Source organism: Pseudomonas sp. Pse79 (genome assembly GCF_024519615.1).
GTDB lineage: Bacteria > Pseudomonadota > Gammaproteobacteria > Pseudomonadales > Pseudomonadaceae > Aquipseudomonas > Aquipseudomonas veronii.
The window spans coordinates 73,814-90,619 of record NZ_JALJRR010000006.1; the positions used below are offsets into that span (position 1 = coordinate 73,814).

14 protein-coding genes are annotated in these 16,806 nt (G+C 62.3%); 8 read left to right on the top strand and 6 right to left on the bottom strand.

Annotated features, from left to right (window positions below; genetic code table 11):
• Position 1: 1 nt before the first annotated feature.
• The 4 genes from NR164_RS10020 to NR164_RS10035 all read right to left on the bottom strand — a co-directional run bounded on the left by NR164_RS10020 (position 2) and on the right by NR164_RS10035 (position 4,934).
• On the bottom strand, positions 2–1,672 hold the full coding sequence (locus tag NR164_RS10020) for a bifunctional protein-serine/threonine kinase/phosphatase (protein ID WP_079444506.1): 1,671 nt from the start codon (positions 1,670–1,672) through the stop codon (positions 2–4).
• The gene (locus tag NR164_RS10025) at positions 1,672–2,883 is read right to left on the bottom strand and encodes a NarK/NasA family nitrate transporter (protein ID WP_017845214.1); all 1,212 of its coding nucleotides are present in this window, start codon (positions 2,881–2,883) and stop codon (positions 1,672–1,674) included. The genes NR164_RS10020 and NR164_RS10025 overlap by 1 nt, the downstream gene beginning before the upstream one ends.
• Before the next feature lie 235 nt (positions 2,884–3,118).
• A complete protein-coding gene (locus tag NR164_RS10030) occupies positions 3,119–3,694 on the bottom strand; it encodes an ANTAR domain-containing response regulator (protein ID WP_046382429.1) in 576 nt (191 codons plus the stop codon).
• A 13-nt stretch (positions 3,695–3,707) separates the two neighbouring features.
• Entirely contained in the window at positions 3,708–4,934 is a 1,227-nt protein-coding gene (locus NR164_RS10035; protein WP_108524763.1) for a CmpA/NrtA family ABC transporter substrate-binding protein, read from the bottom strand.
• Between the two features lie 273 nt (positions 4,935–5,207).
• Here NR164_RS10035 and sctC point away from each other — a divergent pair, with 273 nt between their 5' ends.
• The 5 genes from sctC (at position 5,208) to NR164_RS10060 (ending at position 9,034) form a co-directional block, all read left to right on the top strand.
• Entirely contained in the window at positions 5,208–6,674 is a 1,467-nt protein-coding gene (gene sctC, locus NR164_RS10040; RefSeq protein WP_079444504.1) for a type III secretion system outer membrane ring subunit SctC, read from the top strand.
• Positions 6,675–6,688: 14 nt separating this feature from the next.
• Positions 6,689–6,904, top strand: a complete 216-nt coding sequence (locus NR164_RS10045; RefSeq protein WP_017845218.1) for a FliM/FliN family flagellar motor switch protein — start codon at positions 6,689–6,691, stop codon at positions 6,902–6,904.
• 168 nt (positions 6,905–7,072) lie between these two features.
• A complete protein-coding gene (locus NR164_RS10050; protein ID WP_046382432.1) occupies positions 7,073–7,450 on the top strand; it encodes a winged helix-turn-helix domain-containing protein in 378 nt (125 codons plus the stop codon).
• 7 nt (positions 7,451–7,457) lie between these two features.
• Positions 7,458–7,919, top strand: coding sequence for a transglycosylase SLT domain-containing protein (locus tag NR164_RS10055; RefSeq protein WP_256822703.1), 462 nt, complete (start codon positions 7,458–7,460; stop codon positions 7,917–7,919).
• 86 nt (positions 7,920–8,005) lie between these two features.
• Entirely contained in the window at positions 8,006–9,034 is a 1,029-nt protein-coding gene (locus NR164_RS10060) for a quinone-dependent dihydroorotate dehydrogenase (RefSeq protein ID WP_256822704.1), read from the top strand.
• 125 nt (positions 9,035–9,159) lie between these two features.
• Here the strand turns inward: NR164_RS10060 and rmf are convergent, their stop codons facing one another.
• Positions 9,160–9,375 carry a ribosome modulation factor gene (gene rmf, locus NR164_RS10065; protein ID WP_002553055.1) on the bottom strand — a complete coding sequence of 72 codons (216 nt, stop codon included), beginning with the start codon at positions 9,373–9,375 and terminating at the stop codon, positions 9,160–9,162.
• A gap of 530 nt (positions 9,376–9,905) precedes the next feature.
• Here rmf and rlmKL point away from each other — a divergent pair.
• Both rlmKL and NR164_RS10075 read left to right on the top strand, forming a co-directional pair.
• On the top strand, positions 9,906–12,176 hold the full coding sequence (rlmKL, locus tag NR164_RS10070) for a bifunctional 23S rRNA (guanine(2069)-N(7))-methyltransferase RlmK/23S rRNA (guanine(2445)-N(2))-methyltransferase RlmL (RefSeq protein ID WP_017845222.1): 2,271 nt from the start codon (positions 9,906–9,908) through the stop codon (positions 12,174–12,176).
• Positions 12,177–12,315: 139 nt separating this feature from the next.
• Positions 12,316–14,700 (top strand): diguanylate cyclase, encoded by a 2,385-nt coding sequence (locus NR164_RS10075; protein WP_256822705.1) that lies wholly within the window; start codon positions 12,316–12,318, stop codon positions 14,698–14,700.
• A 57-nt stretch (positions 14,701–14,757) separates the two neighbouring features.
• Here NR164_RS10075 and dacB read toward each other — a convergent pair whose 3' ends face one another.
• The gene (dacB, locus tag NR164_RS10080; protein WP_046382437.1) at positions 14,758–16,218 is read right to left on the bottom strand and encodes a D-alanyl-D-alanine carboxypeptidase/D-alanyl-D-alanine-endopeptidase; all 1,461 of its coding nucleotides are present in this window, start codon (positions 16,216–16,218) and stop codon (positions 14,758–14,760) included.
• A 237-nt stretch (positions 16,219–16,455) separates the two neighbouring features.
• On the opposite strand from dacB, the gene NR164_RS10085 reads away from it, so the two are divergent.
• A complete protein-coding gene (locus tag NR164_RS10085) occupies positions 16,456–16,800 on the top strand; it encodes a YggL family protein (RefSeq protein ID WP_046382438.1) in 345 nt (114 codons plus the stop codon).
• The last annotated feature ends 6 nt before the right edge of the window (positions 16,801–16,806 follow it).

The following is a 16,806-nucleotide window of genomic DNA, read 5'->3' on the forward strand; positions in this document are numbered from 1 at the left end:
GTCAGCGGTGAAAGAGTAAGTAAAGAAGCGTCAGATTGATCAGCATCGAGAGCAACCCCAGGGTGCGCCAGACCTTCAAGGGTTCCCGCTCCAACAACGGCCGGGGGCGGACACTCAGTTCCCGTCGGTCTGCCTGCTCCAGCACCAGCAGCCATTCTTCGGCGGTTTCATAGCGTTGTGCAGGTTGAGCCGCCACCGCGCGCTCGAGGCTGAGCGGTAACCAGTCCGGCAGGTCGGGGCGGTAGCGGCTGGCGCTGACCGGTTGGGTGAATCTGGGCCGTTGGAAAGCCTCAATTTCACCGTAGGGGTAATGCCCAGTCAGCAAGTAATACAGGCTGACACCTACGCTGTATAAGTCTTGTTGGGCTGTGGGACGGTCGCCCTGGAACGCTTCGGGCGCGATAAAGCTTGGTGTGCCGGGCAGTACATGCGCGCGATCCTCGGAGAGACCCGGGCAGTAGGCCAGGCCGAAATCCAGTACGCGCAACTCACCATCGTCACCTAGCAGCAGGTTCTCCGGTTTGATGTCACGGTGCAGTATTTGCCGACGATGCAACAGGCCCACCGCCCGCAGCAAGCGTTCGGCCACGAATTGCCATTGCGCCAGGGGCAATGGGCCCTGTTGCAGGAATAATTGCGCCAGGGTTTGCCCCGGATATTCACGCATCACGTAGTACAAGTGCTGACGCCCGCTGGCCGCGTGGACTTCAGGAAACGCGCGCCCGGCCACCCGCCGCAGAAACCATTCCTCCGACAGCAAGGCTTGACCGGCGTCGTTGTCATCGTCACGGCTGAGGGGCAGGGTTTTCAGCAACCAGGGTTGCTGCTGGGCATCGCGGACCCGGTACAGCAACGACTGGCGGCTCTGCGCCAATACGCTTTCCACCTGCCAGCCTTCGAACTGTTGCCCGGCTTTCAGCGCGGGTGGCAGCGGCCATTGCTGCAATTGCACCAGCGCGTCGCCCAGGGTCGCGGCGCCGAGTTTGTCGATGCGTACCAGCAGGGCACTGGCGTTGTCCTGGCTGCCAGCCAGGTGTGCGGTGGTGACCAGGGTGTGTACCGCCAGATCGAGGTCGGTCTGCTCGCGCAGGATCGCACTGATGCTGTGATCACCCAAAGTCGCCCACACACCGTCGCTGAGCAGCAGGAAGCATTCGCCCTCGCGCAATTGGCCGTCGAGAAAATCCAGCACCAGGTGTTGATCCAGGCCGAGCGCGCGCTTGAGCACATGCTGCATGCCCGGCTGTTCCCATACATGATCTTCGCTGATGCGCTGCAATTCGCCGTCCAGCCAGCGATACGCCCGGCAATCGCCGACGTGGGCCAAGGTGAAGCGTTGCCCGCGAAACACCAGGGCACTGAGGGTGGTCAGCAACGGCTGGCCACCGCCATTGGCCCGCAGCCAGCGATTCTGCGCCAGCAACAGACGTTCGAGCGCCTGGGCCACACCCCAGGTTTGCGGCGTGGCGTAATAGTCCAGGGCCAGCGCCTGCAAGGTCGAGCGTGCGGCCAGACCGCCGTCGGCGCATTGGCTGACACCGTCGGCGATGGCGCACAGGTAACCCTTGCTCGCGGCCAGCTCCGCCAGGGGCGTGACCACGCGCAGGGCGTCCTGGTTCTCGGCGCGCGGGCCGATGGTGCTGGCCTGGGCGACGCTCAGGTGCAGGCTCATCAGACGCGCGCGGCGGTCACGGCAGCCGAGCCCCAGGTGGTTCTCCAGCGGCGCTTGACGCCGTGCAGGCCGAACCAGGCCAGTACGCCGAGGCTGGCGAACAACCACAGGGCCAGTTGATAGCTGCCGGTACTTTGTTTGATCGCACCCATACCCGCCGCCAGGGCGAAGCCGCCGATACCGCCGGCCATGCCGATCAGGCCGGTCATTACGCCGATCTCACGGCGGAAACGCTGGGGCACCAACTGGAACACCGCGCCATTACCGGCGCCAAGGCCGAGCATGGTGCAGACGAACAGTGCCAGGGCCGCGTAGGAGCTGGGCAAGTTGAAACCCACCGCAGCGATGCAGATCGCCGCCACGCTGTACATGCCCAGCAACGTGCGAATCCCGCCGAATCGGTCGGCCAGGGCGCCGCCGAGTGGGCGCATCAGGCTACCGCCGAACACGCAGGCGGCGGTGTAGTAGCCGGCGGTCACCGGGCTCAGGCCGTATTGGTCGTTGAAGTAGCCGGGCAGGGCGCTGGCCAGGCCGATAAAGCCGCCGAAGGTCACGCTGTAGAAAAACATGAACCACCAGCTGTCACGGTCGCCGAGGGCCTTGAAGTAATCGGCCATGGATTTGGCCTTCGGGCGTTCGGGGGCATTGCGCGCAAGCCAGGCGAAGATGATCAGGGTCAGGATCAACGGAATCAGGGCGAAACCGAACACATTGCTCCAGCCGAACGCCGCTGCAAGCACCGGTGCCAATATGGCTGCGAACACAGTGCCCGAGTTGCCGGCGCCGGCGATGCCCATGGCTTTGCCCTGGTGCTCCGCGGGATACCACTGGGACGCCAACGGTAGGGCGACCGCGAAGGACGCTCCGGCCATCCCCAGGCACAGCCCCAGCAACAGGGCTTGTTCATAGCTGTGGATGCCGAGTTTCCAGGCGCCGAAGAGTGCGGCGATCACAATCACCTGGCCGATCAGCCCGGCGGTCTTGGGCGAGAGTCTGTCCGCCAGCATGCCCATCAGAAAACGCAGCACTGCGCCTGCCAGGATGGGGGTCGCCACCACCAGGCCGCGTTGTTGCGTGGTCAGGTGCAGGTCGGCGGCGATCTGCACCGCCAGCGGGCCCAGTAGGTACCAGACCATGAAGCTCAGGTCGAAATACAGGAACGCGGCAAACAGGGTCGGGGTGTGCCCGGATTTCCAGAAGCTTGATTTCATCACGCACCTCAACGGTTGGGAGTCTTGTAAGAAGGCCTGGTGATGGAACAGCCGGCTACGGCCGCCCCACCGGCCCCGTGTCAAAGGGCCAAAACAAAAAAACGCCGCCACCGGGTCCGCGAGGGCAAACCGGGTGTGCGACGTCTTTGTCGTGAAGGGGCAACCGCCGTTGGTTACCTGTGTTGAATACTTAGCAAGTCCTGGGCCAATCTGCCGTAGCCGCTGTCGAGGAGGGTTAGCCCAGCAACTCGCTCATGGCGATGATCTGCTCCGCCACCTGGATCAGTTTCTGCTGGCGGCTCATGGCCTGGCGGCGCATCAGGGTGTAGGCCTCTTCCTCGTTGCAGTTCTTCATTTTCATCAGCATGCCTTTGGCCAGTTCGATGCGCTTGCGCTCGGCCAGCTGTTGATCGCGGGCCTGCAGCTGGGCGCGCAGGGCCTGGTCGCTTTCGAAGCGGGCCATGGCCACGTCGAGGATCGGCTGCAGGCGTTGGGCCTGGATACCTTCGACAATGTAGGCGCTGACGCCGGATTTGATGGCCTGGCGCATGACGTCCGGGTCGTGCTCGTCGGTAAACATCACGATCGGATGCGGTCGGTCGCGGCTGACCAGCACCACTTGCTCCATCACATCGCGGCCGGGTGACTCGGTATCGATCAGGATTACGTCCGGCCGCACCGTTTCGACGCGCGCAGGCAGATCGATGGTCAGGCCCGACTCATCGATCACCTCAAACCCGGCCTCGGTCAGTGCCGCCTTGAGGCGCCCGACCTTGCGCGGTGTGTCGTTGATCAACAGGATTCGCAACATATCGGTCCTCCTGTCAGCGCAAGGCGTGGCGGCTGGTGTGGTCGGCCAGGGCATGCAGGCGGAAGCTGCGGGCGTAGGCGGCGGGGGCGGAGCCATCCCAGATCTTGCCGTCGATCAGTTGGCTGCTGCGCATGTCCTGGGCGTTCGCGGTGACGCCGACGGCATCGGCTGCCTGGCGATACAGCTCCAGCTGCTGCACTTGGCGGGCAATGCCGAGGTAGTCCGGGTCTTCGCGCAACAGGCCCCAGCGGCGAAACTGGGTCATGAACCACATGCCGTCGGAGAGGTAGGGCACGTTCACCTCGCCATCGGCGAAAAAGCGCAGTGCGTGGGGATCTTGCCACTGGTTGCCAAGCCCATCGTCGTAAGTCCCGAGCAGACGCGGCTCGATGCAGTCGAGTGGCGCGTCGAGGTACTCGCGGGCGCTGAGCAGCTGCGCGGTGGAACGGCGGTTTTCTTGGCTCGCCTCGATAAAGCGGCTGGCCTCCAGAATCGCCATCACCAGTACGCGGGCGGTGTTGGGGTATTGGTCGACGAACGCTTGGGTGCAGCCGAGCACCTTTTCCGGGTGGTCCGGCCAGATCGCCTGGCTGGTCGCCAGGGTGAAGCCCTGGTTCTGCTTCACCGCACTGGCGCTCCAGGGTTCGCCGACACAAAAACCGTCGATGCGCCCGGCCAATAGGTGCGCCACCATTTGCGGCGGCGGTACCACCACACTGTTCACATCCTGCAATGGATGGATACCTTGGCTCGCCAGCCAGTAATACAGCCACATGGCGTGGGTACCTGTGGGAAACGTCTGGGCGAAGGTCAGTTTTGTTCGGCTTTGGTGCACGTGGCGATCCAGTGCCTCAGGAGTGACCACCCCTTGCTGTTGCAGGTCGTGGGACAGGTTGATGCTCTGCCCGTTCTGGTTCAGCCCCATCAGTACCGCCATATCGGTGGCGGCCACGCCGCCGATGCCCAGGTGTACGGCGTAGATCAGCCCATACAGGCTGTGGGCGGCATCCAGTTCGCCGCTGACCAGTTTGTCGCGCAGGTTGGCCCACGACGACTGACGCTTGAGGTTCAGTGTCAAGCCATAGGGTTGCGCGAAGCCCTGGGTGGCCGCGACCACCAGCGAGGCGCAATCGCTCAAGGCCATGAAGCCCAGGTCGAGGCTGCTCTTTTCCGGGGCGTCACTGCCGTTGACCCAGGCCAGCGGGTCGTTTATCGGGCTGTTGCCGTCCGAATCGTTCATCAACACCTACCTTTTCGTTCAAAAAAAAGCGTCGCTCCCTCAGATGGCGGCGCGAGCCATTGCGGGTAACGACGCCTTTGTCCGTAAGCCCGCTCCGACGTTGGCGCGCGCTCTGATACAGAGTGCATAGCAAGGCACATGCCACGGGCGGAACGGCGTGTTACGCCGTCAACTTTCCATCAAGATTGAAACGCCACAGGCTTTCAGTATGGCCGCTTCCCTATGCCAGACTGCCCAGGAAACCCCACGGTGTACGCTGATTCTCCGACAACGATGGCCGCCCATCGGCTGTGCCGCTGGCTGTTTTACGCGGTGTTGATGCTGGGCTGTGCGTCTGCCCGGGGTGAGACTTACCAGGCGCGGGACGAAAGCCTGCACACGTTTTTCAGCGCGTTGTCGCTGCCTCTCGGCCTGCCGGTCGTTGTCAGCCGGGCGGCGGCTCGGCAACGCGTTGACGGAACCTACGATTTCAGCCGGGCACAGCAGGTGCTGGAGGCGGTAGCCGAGCAGCATCACCTGATCTGGTACAGCGACGGGCAGGTGCTCTACCTCTACGCAGCAGATGAAGCGAAGAGCTCGGCGGTGACGCTGCGGCATATTTCCGTCTCAAGGCTGCGCGAGTTCATGCGTCGCTCGGGGCTCGATGAGTCCCGCTACCCGCTGCGGGAGAGCGGGGGCCGGATGTTCTATGTGTCCGGGCCGGCGAACTATGTCGACCAGGTGCTGCACCTTACGCAATTGATGGACCGCCAGCGGGCCGCGCTCCGTGTGGGCCAGCAGGCGTTTGGCGTGGTGCAGGTGCTCAATACCCATGTGGCGGACCGCGAGTACGTCATGGGCGAGGAAAAGGTCAATGTGCCGGGCATGGCGTCGCTGATCGAGACCGTGCTTTCCCGCGAACAACAGGCGCCCGCGCAACGGCCGCCCGGCTTGCTGGCCGACAAGAGCCTGGCCGTGATTCCTTACCCGGATACCAACAGCCTGCTGATCAAGGGCAAGCCTGCCCAGGTGCGTTTTATCGAACAATTGGTGGCGGAGCTGGATGTGCCCAAGCGCGCGATCGAGGTTTCGCTGTGGCTGGTGGACGTGGACCGTGACGAACTGAAGAAAATCGACCAGGCCTGGGCCGAGGAAACCCACACATCAACTTCGGCGACCCGGGTGTTGGAGCCGTTGGAGGACAATCGCCTGATGGCGCAGATCGCCGTGCTGGAGCGACGACGGCGCGCGCGGGTGGTGACACTGCCGGTGATTCTCACCCAGGAGAACGTTCCTGCGGTGTTCCAGGATAACCACACACTCTACGTGCCGGGGCCCGCCGTCGCTCGCACCGACTGGAAACCCATACGCTATGGCACCCAGGTCAGCGCGTTGCCGCGGTTTGCCGAGGCGAACGAGATCGAGATGCTGCTGAGCCTTGAGGATGACCGCCAGATGGGCGAGGCGGGGCGGCGTCAGAAAATGACCGCAGTCGGGCGGGTCAGCGTCAGCAGTGTCGTTCGGATGCCGCAGGGGAAACGCCTGTGGTTGGGCGGGTTTCGCCGGGATGTTGATGCGCAGGGGCGTGCCACTGCGCGTGGCCAGCGTGCCGAAGTACGGCTGTTTGTGATTCAGGCCCGGGCCGTGGGCAACGAGCTCAAGACCCTGGATGGCACCGTCGGGCCGCCACCGCTGACTCAGCCGCAATACGAACGGGTGCACCGTGCGTTTGTGCGGTCGATTCGCGATGTCGATCAATGAGGTAGGCGCTCGTCATGCATCTGGAAATTCTTTTGCAGGAACAACTGATCACGCGCAAGCGGCTGGCGTTGTTTGCACCGGGGAAAGTGCTGCCGCTGGCACCGGAGGTCATCCATTGCGTGGAAGTGCGCGTCAACGGTCAGTTACTGGCTCTGGGCGAACTGGTGCAGTTGGAAGACCGCCTGGGGGTTGAGCTGCTTGAGGTCTACCAGGAGTGGGTATCGCCTTAGTTATCAGTTCCAGTGAGATTTCTTACAAGGCGATTCCGGAAAGCCCTGCTGATATGGGCTTTCTCCTAGGGTGGCTCGGGGAGGCTTTTTTTATAGTCGTGCAGTCGGCGTATGCGCCATTTCTGGAAATCAGGATTTCAATGTCAGTGGTTGGATGCAGAGGTGTGTATGGCCGTGGTGAATGATGGAGGGATGACGATTTCCCTGGTCTTTGGCCGCTGGACCCTGCATGGCGATGGACGCTTGACCGGCGAGGGCGTGGATATCCAGTTGCCGCCCAAGGAATGGCAAGTGCTGCGCTTGTTGTTGGTGTCCGGTGGTGCGCTGATGACCAAAGACTGTTTGCTTGAAATGGCTTGGCGCCAGGGGGAGGTGTCGGAGGAATCGCTGACACGCTGCATTTATTCGTTGCGTAAACATCTGCGCGCCGACAAAGGGTTTATCAAGACGATCTATGGCAGGGGCTATCGCTTTACATGCCCGGTGCGGCCAGCCGAGCGCGCCTCGTTGCAGCCCATCGATGTTTGTTCGGCCTGTGGCAGGTAGCCTCGGGATGCGCAAGGCGTGGCGCAAGGGCCTGTTGCTGGTGGTGCTGATGGGCAGCAATAAGGCGCTGGCGTATTGCTGGGACGAGGTGGCCAGTCGCTACGATCTTGAGCCGGAATTGCTGCAGGCCATTGCTGCCGTAGAGTCGGGTTACCGTGCGGGCGCGATGAATTACAACAATCGCAACGGCTCCCGCGATATCGGCCTGATGCAGATCAACAGCGTTCACTTGCCACGCTTGCTCAAATTAGGCATCACCGAAGACCGGCTGTTGAGTGAGCCGTGCCTGTCTATAGAGGTCGGGGCCTCGATTCTTGCCGAGTTCGTTCAGCGCTTCGGCTATAACTGGACGGCCATCGGCGCCTACAACGCAGGCCCGGGGCCGGGTCCACAGCGTGAGGCGTTGCGCTTGCAGTACGCACAGAAGGTCTGGGCCCGCTATGAAGCGTTGGTCGCGCATCGCTACTGACGATTGGGCGGCACGCCTCGCACGCAGGCCGCCAGCCCGGCTATAATCGCCGCCACTTATCGCCGCCATCCGAGTCTAGCCCGCCCATGTATACCCTGGCCCGCCAGCTGTTGTTCAAACTCTCCCCGGAGACTTCCCATGATCTGTCCCTGGACCTGATCGGTGCCGGTGGCCGCCTGGGGCTCAATGGCCTGGTATGCAAGGCACCGGCGAAAATGCCGGTTTCGGTGATGGGGCTCGACTTTCCCAACCCGGTCGGGCTGGCTGCCGGCCTGGACAAGAACGGTACGGCCATCGATGGCTTTGCGCAGTTGGGTTTCGGTTTCGTCGAAATCGGCACCGTGACCCCGCGCCCTCAACCGGGCAACCCCAAGCCGCGCATCTTTCGCCTGCCGGAGGCTGAGGCGATCATCAACCGCATGGGCTTCAACAACCTCGGTGTCGATCACCTGCTGTCGCGGGTCCAGGCGGCGAAGTACAAGGGCGTCCTCGGGATCAATATCGGCAAGAATTTCGATACGCCGGTGGAGCGCGCGGTGGATGACTACCTGATCTGCCTGGAAAAGGTCTATGCCCACGCCAGCTACGTCACGGTGAACGTCAGCTCGCCCAACACCCCGGGCCTGCGCAGCCTGCAGTTCGGTGATTCCCTCAAGCAATTGCTCGAAGCCTTGCGCCTGCGCCAGGAAGACCTCGCCGTGCGCCATGGCAAGCGTGTGCCGTTGGCGATCAAGATCGCCCCGGACATGACGGATGAAGAAACCGTGCTGGTTGCCCAGGCGCTGGTGGAGTCAGGCATGGATGCGGTGATTGCCACCAACACCACCCTCAGCCGTGTCGGCGTTGAAGGCCTGGCCCATGGCGACGAAGCGGGCGGCTTGTCGGGCGCTCCAGTGCGTGACAAGAGCACGCACATCGTCAAGGTGCTGGCCGCCGAGCTGGCCGGGCGCTTGCCGATCATCGCGGTCGGCGGTATCACCGAAGGCAAGCACGCGGCCGAGAAGATCGCCGCTGGCGCGAGCCTGGTGCAGCTGTATTCCGGCTTTATCTACAAAGGCCCGGCGCTGATTCGCGAGGCGGTGGACGCGATTGCGGCATTGCCCAAAAAGGCCTGAACACACGCCCAATAAAAAGGGCTCCTCAAGAGGAGCCCCTGGGCCGAAGCCCGCCGCCTGGATAGGGCGTGCGTGGTTAAGTCGTTAGCTATATTCGTGCTGGTGTCGGAATTGAATGCCCTTGATTAGCCGACCGCGTGAAGTTCGTTGAGTCTGTGGATGCCCGCAGTGCCTGTCATACCGTCCCAGTTGTCGCCGCGTCCTTCTCGCCAGCCGTTGATCCAGGCTTGGCGTACCGACGGTAGAGTAAATGGGCAAAGCTCACGGGATTTGCCATGAACGCCGTATTGATATCCGCGTAAAAATGCTCTTTCCAACGGATCACGCTTAAGTCTTCTCATAGGGTGTTTCCCTCACTTGTTGACTGTCTTGATATCCTTCGGCCTCGTCTGAGGCCGGGCAGAGTTTTTCTGCCGTTGGTGCGGCCCGCTGCCGGCGTGGCGAGCCAATGTGCCAGTGCCGTTGTGGCGCTGACCTGTGTTGAGTTCTAACCAATAGGTCACATGGATTCAATGATCGTTTTGTCATAAGCACGTAACAATAACGATGTTATAGCCATAAGCTGGGATGGCTTTTCGCCCCTTTTATTGGGCAAAGCCGGCTATGATGTGCCTTACGAAGAGAATGGCTTAATCCCTTGCTGAAAAAGCCCGCCCGTTGCAGTCGGTTATTATTCGACGAAGGGTCTGAATATTTCTTTTTGTTGCATCACTTATCTCTCTGCCCCGTCAATCAAGGCCCACAGGCCCGCCAGACGGGGTGGGACGGCACATTCGTGCCACGCGGGCACTCTTCAAGAAAAGTGCTTGATTGAAAACCGAGCCGGCGATGCGTCGCCCGTTCATTTATTGCTGAAAAGCCTGGATTGCCCATGTCGGACCGTTTTGAACTCTTCCTCACCTGCCCCAAGGGCCTCGAAGGCCTGCTGATCGAGGAAGCCGTCGGGCTTGGCCTTGAGGAAGCCCGCGAGCACACCTCGGCCGTGCGCGGCATGGCCGACATGGAAACCGCCTACCGCCTGTGCCTCTGGTCGCGCCTGGCCAACCGCGTGTTGCTGGTCCTCAAGCGCTTCCCGATGAAGGACGCCGAAGACCTCTACCATGGCGTGCTGGATATCGACTGGGCCGATCACATGGTCCCGGACGGCAGCCTGGCGGTGGAGTTCAGCGGTCACGGCTCGGGCATCGACAACACCCACTTCGGCGCGCTGAAGGTCAAGGATGCGATTGTCGACAAGCTGCGCACCCCGACCGGCGAGCGTCCGTCCATCGACAAGATCAACCCGGACCTGCGCATCCACCTGCGCCTGGACCGTGGCGAAGCGATCCTCTCCCTCGACCTGTCCGGCCACAGCCTGCACCAGCGCGGTTACCGCCTGCAGCAGGGCGCCGCACCGTTGAAGGAAAACCTCGCTGCAGCCATCCTGATCCGTGCCGGCTGGCCGCGCATCGCCGCGGAAGGCGGCGCGTTGACCGACCCGATGTGCGGCGTCGGCACCTTCCTGGTGGAAGGCGCGATGATCGCCGCCGATATGGCGCCCAACCTCAATCGCGAACTGTGGGGTTTCACCACCTGGCTCGGTCACGTCCCGGCGTTGTGGAAGAAACTGCACACCGAGGCCAGCGAGCGCGCTGCCATCGGCATGAACAAGCCGCCGTTGTGGATTCGTGGCTACGAAGCCGATCCGCGCTTGATCCAGCCTGCTCGCAACAACATCGAGCGTGCCGGTCTCAGCCATTGGATCAAGGTGTACCAGGGCGAAGTCGGCACGTTCGAGCCGCGCCCGGACCAGAACCAGAAAGGCCTGGTGATCTGCAACCCGCCCTACGGCGAGCGGCTGGGCGACGAAGCGAGCCTGTTGTACCTCTACCAGAACCTCGGCGAGCGTCTGCGCCAGGCGTGCATGGGCTGGGAGGCGGCGGTGTTCACCGGCGCGCCGGACCTGGGCAAGCGCATGGGCATCCGCAGTCACAAGCAATATTCGTTCTGGAACGGCGCTTTGCCGTGCAAATTGCTGCTGATCAAGGTCAACCCGGACCAGTTCGTCACCGGCGAGCGCCGCACCCCGGAGCAGCGCCAGGCCGAACGTGAACAAGCCGCCTACGACCAGGCCCCGACCGAGCCGCAAGAGCGTCAGTACAACAAGAACGGCAACCCGATCAAACCTGCACCGGCGCCGGCCCCTGTGGTCGAACAGGCGCGCCTGAGCGAAGGCGGGCAGATGTTTGCCAACCGCCTGCAAAAGAACCTCAAGCAACTGGGCAAGTGGGCCAAGCGTGAGGGCGTGGATTGCTACCGCGTCTACGATGCCGACATGCCGGAATATTCCATGGCCATCGACCTGTATCACGATTGGGTCCACGTGCAGGAATATGCCGCGCCGAAATCCATCGACCCGGAAAAAGCCTCCGCGCGCATGTTCGACGCATTGGCGGCCATTCCCCAGGCGCTGAACATCGACAAGAGCCGCGTGGTGGTCAAGCGCCGCGAGCGTCAGAGCGGCACCAAGCAGTACGAACGCCAGAGCGCCCAGGGCAAGTTCACCGAGGTCAGCGAAGGCGGCGTGAAGCTGCTGGTCAACCTCACCGACTACCTCGACACTGGCCTGTTCCTCGACCACCGGCCGATGCGTATGCGTATCCAGAAAGAGGCGGCCGGCAAGCGTTTCCTCAACCTGTATTGCTATACCGCCACCGCCAGCGTGCATGCGGCCAAGGGCGGCGCGCGCACCACGACCAGCGTCGACCTGTCCAAGACCTACCTGGACTGGGCGCGCCGCAACTTCTCCCTCAACGGTTTCTCCGACAAGAACCGCCTGGAGCAGGGTGATGTGATGGCGTGGCTGGAAGCCAGTCGCGATGAGTTCGACCTGATCTTCATCGACCCGCCGACCTTCTCCAACTCCAAGCGCATGGAAGGGATCTTCGACGTGCAGCGCGACCACGTGCAACTGCTCGACCTCGCCATGGCGCGCCTGGCACCGGGCGGCGTGCTGTACTTCTCGAACAACTTCCGCAAGTTCGTGCTTGAGGACAACCTCAGCGAACGCTACGCGGTCGAGGAGATCAGCGACAAGACCCTCGACCCGGATTTTGCGCGTAACGCGAAGATCCATCGGGCCTGGAAAATCACTGCTCGCTGATTGCTCCACTCATCAGCCGCAAGCCTGGAATTATCCGGTCTTGCGGCTTTTTTACGCTGGTCAAACGGAGGGCCGCTCGCTATAACTAAATGTCCGGCCAAAGTGATCCCCCCACACGCTGGCGTTGTGAGTGTTGCCTATGCCGTTGCAAGCCGTTCGCCCGAAGATCCTAGGTTTTATCAATGAGCAGGTATCGGCTTGGTTGATGGCATTGGTGGTGTTTCTGGGCGGTAGCGCCTTGACGATCATCGTCGCCTGGGCGACATCCGACCTCTATCAACAGCAAGGGCGCCAGCGTTTCCAGCTGTTGGTCAATGAGCGATTCACCCGTCTGCAGGAGCGTTTCGAGGACCAGGAGCAACGCCTGACCAGCCTGCAACGCTTCTTCGTCAATTCCAATGATGTGTCCCGCGACGAGTTCGACGGTTTCGCCCAGCCTTTGCTGCTGCGTTCCCGGGCCTATGCCTGGGCGCCGCGGGTTATGCGTGATCAGCGCGCTCAGTTTGAACAGGACGTATCGCGTCAGCGCGGTCTGCCGTTCAGCATACGGGAACTGAATTCACACGGTGAGTTGGCCCCGGCGGTGGAGCGCGATGAATACGTGCCGGTCCTGTACAGCCAGACCCGAAGCCTGCTCGGTTCGCCGCTGGGCTTTGACCTGCTGGCCCAGCCGCTGCGGCGCTCGACCCTGGAGCGCGCACAAGCGAGCGGCAAGCTGGCCGTGTCCCAGCCCATGCAGTTGGTGGGGGTGGAACCGGCCTATGCCACCGGGGTGTTATTGGTCGCGCCGGTCGTCTCCCCGGGCGGAACAGAACCCTACGGCTTTGTGATGGCCGTGATCAGCATGCGCCAGTTGATGGCCGACGGCTTGCCCAAGTCGGATCGCGATAATCTGGTGACGCAGATCGTCGACACTTCCGACCAGCAAGGGCGCCTGTTGTACGAATCCAGCAATGCCCTGGCCGACAGCGATCTGGTCGCCGCGCGTCGCCTCACCCTCGGCGATCATGTCTACGCCCTGAACCTGCGCCCCAGCCAGGTGTTCGAACAGGGCAACGGCTCGTCGTTGGTCCCGATCCTGGCCGTGGGCGGGCTCTTCAGCCTGTTGCTCAGTGTCTTGCTCTATATGTTGGTCAGCCAGCGTCAGCGCGCCTTGAAACTGGTGGAGCAGCGTACCGTGCAGCTACGCCTGCGCGAGCAGGAACTGCGCAGCGCCCATGGCCAGTTACGCAGTGTGCTGAACGCCGCGACGCAGGTTGCGATCATTGCCACCGACTTGCACGGCGTGATCAACACCTTCAACGCCGGTGCCGAGCAGATGCTGGGGTTCAAGGCCGAGCACATACTCGGCCGCTCGACCCTGGAGAGCCTGCATGTGGCGGCGGAGCTGGATGTGCGTGCGGCGAGTCTGAGCATTGCGTTGGGCCGGCGAATCCCGCCGAGCCAGGCGATGCTGGTGGAGAGTCCGGGCAGCTCGCACGAGGCGCGCGAGTGGACCTTGGTGCGCGAGGATGGCAGCCGGTTGACGGTGAATATGTTGGGCACCGTGTTGCTGGATGACCATGGCTTATGGGTCGGGCACCTGGCGATGTACCTGGATGTCACCGAGCAAAAACGCGCCTATGAGGCCCTGGCCGTGCGCGACCGTCTGCTGAAAAAGCTCAGCGCCCATGTCCCGGGCGGGATCTTCCAATTCACTCTGGAACCCCAGGACAAGTGGCGGTTTGTCTACGCCAGTGATGGCATGCGCGATATCTATGAGATCGACACAGGGGTGCTGCAACGGGATGCAACGCAGGTCTTGGAGCGCATCCACCCGCTGGATGTCGAGCGGGTGCGTGCGTCGATCCGCTTATCCGCGCTGCAATTGAGCCACTGGCGCGAAGAGTACCGCGTGCAACTGCCGCAACGGGGCCTGCGCTGGATTCGCGGTGAGGCCACGCCGGAAGAACTGCCGGGCGGCGGTACGCTGTGGCATGGCTATGTGTCGGACATTTCCGATCTCAAGCGCGTGGAAGAAGAACTGCGCGCGCTGTCCATCACCGATGCCCTCACCGGAATCCATAACCGTCGGTATTTCCAGGATCGTCTCAAGGCTGAGATGGTCCGCCTCAATCGCACCTCGGGGGCGTTGTCGGTGATCATGCTGGATATCGATCACTTCAAGCGTATCAACGACCAGTACGGCCATGCGGTTGGCGACGCGGTGTTGCAGGAACTGTGCAAGCGCATCAGCCAGCGCTTGCGCCGCACCGATGTGTTCTGTCGCCTGGGTGGCGAGGAGTTCATGGTGTTGTGCCCCAACACCGACGGCGCCCAGGCCTACGGTTTGGCGATGGAGCTTTGGCGGGCGCTGCGCGATGCGCCGATGGGGACGGTGGGAGTCGTCACCGCCAGCTTCGGGGTGGCCAGTTGGCGAGTCGATGAGGGGATCGACGGGTTACTGCTGCGCGCGGATTCGGCGGTGTACGTGGCCAAGCAGGCGGGCAGGGATCGGGTCGAAGCGGAACGCTTGCCGGTGTGAATGTCGACGTCGTACACAACCTGTGGGCGCGGGTTTGCCCACAGGTTGTGGCGGTGTCTAGAGGACTGGCGCCGCTGCCGCCAGCTTTGGCTGGCGGTACAGGTCCAGCAGCACCTGGTCGAGCACCGACGACGCACCCCACGGCTTCGGATCGTTGAGGATCGCCACCACCACCCAGGTATTGCCGTTGTTGTCGCGGCTGAACCCGGCGATGGCGCGCACGGTGTTCAAGGTACCGGTCTTGACGTGGGCTTCACCGCGCATGGCGGTGGTCTTCAGGCGTTTACGCATGGTGCCGTCGGTGCCGGCGATTGGCATCGAGCTGATGTATTCCGCGGCGTAGGGGCTTCTCCACGCGGCTTGCAACATGGCCGCCATCTCACGCGCGCTGACGCGTTCGGCACGGGACAGGCCCGAACCGTTCTCCATCACCAGGTGCGGTGAGGTGATGCCTTTTTTCGCCAGCCACTGGCGTACCACGCGTTGCGCGGCCTTGGCATCGTCGCCGTCGGCGTCGTTGCGGAACTGCGCGCCCAGGCTCAGGAACAACTGCTGGGCCATGGTGTTGTTACTGTATTTGTTGATGTCGCGGATGATTTCCGCCAGGTCCGGCGAGAAGGCCCGCGCCAGTACCTTGGCGTCCTTGGGCACCGGTGCCTGGATGTCACGGCCCTGGATGGTGCCGCCCAATTCCTGCCAGATCGCCCGCACGGCGCCGGCGGTGTACGTGGCGTGGTCGAGCAACGACAAGTAGGTCTGCGAGCTGCAGCCATCGCCCAACTGGCCGCTGACGGTCACGGTGATGCTGCCATCCGCCGCCGTCACCGGGTTGTAGCGCACGTCGCCGGTACATTGCTTGGCGTTGGACGCCTTGACCTGATTGTCGATGCGAATGCTGGCGATCGGCGGCTCGACCGACACGATCACGCGTCCCGAATCGTTGCGGGTCACGAAGCGCAGGGCCTTGAGGTTGACCAGCAAGGCATCGGGCTTGACCAGGAACGGTTTGTTCTCGTCATTGCCGTCGTCATTGAATTCCGGCAGTTGCGGCGGGATAAAGAAGCTACGGTCCAGCACCAGATCGCCGGTGACTTGCTGCACGCCATTGGCCCGCAGGTCGCGCATCAGCAGCCAGAGTTTTTCCATGTTCAGCTTGGGATCGCCGCCGCCCTTGAGGTACAGGTTGCCGCGCAATACACCACCGCTGAGGGTGCCGTCGGTGTAGAACTCGGTCTTCCACTGGTGGTTGGGGCCGAGCATTTCCAGGGCTGCGTAGGTGGTGACCAGCTTCATGGTGGAGGCCGGGTTCACCGAGACGTCGGCATTGAAGACGGTGGGGGTGCCGGGGCCGTTCAACGGCAGCATCACCAGGGACAATGCGGTGTTCTGCAACTTGGCCTTCTGCAGGGCCTGTGCAACGTTGGGTGGCAGGGTGTTATTGATCGGGGCGGCGGTGGCGGAAAAAGCCAGCGGCAGGAGAACGCCGGCAAGGAGCAATGGACGCAAAGATTTGATCATAAGGAATAAAACCCTACTGCTGAGGAGGGTGAAAAAGGCGAGGGGTATGTAAGAAAATCCCTCAGTAGTCATGAAAGTGTCGGCATTATGCCCCAAGCTGGAACCACTTGTAGCTGAACGATAGCTGCTAATCGGGGTTTTTTTTCCAGGCATTTCGCCGCCTGTCCCAGAGAGTCGGGCAATCGCTGCCTTAAGCTGCTAAAGTGCCGCCCGTTATTACTTATGAGGATTGTTCCAATGGCGACTAACCGTTCCCAGCGTCTGCGCAAAAAACTGTGCGTTGATGAATTTCAAGAGCTGGGTTTCGAACTGAACCTGGACTTCAACGAAGGCCTGAGTGAAGAAGCTATCGACGCTTTCCTCGAAGCATTCATCAAAGAAGCCATGGAAGCCAACGGTCTGGGCTATGTCGGCGGCGATGACTACGGTCTGGTTTGCCTGCAGAAGCGTGGCTCGGTCTCCGAAGCGCAGCGTGCTGCCGTTGACGCCTGGCTGAAAACCCGTTCCGAGCTGACCAAGGCTGAAGTCAGCCCGTTGATGGACGTGTGGTATCCGGAAAAGCCGATCAACGCGGCTAAGTGATACTAA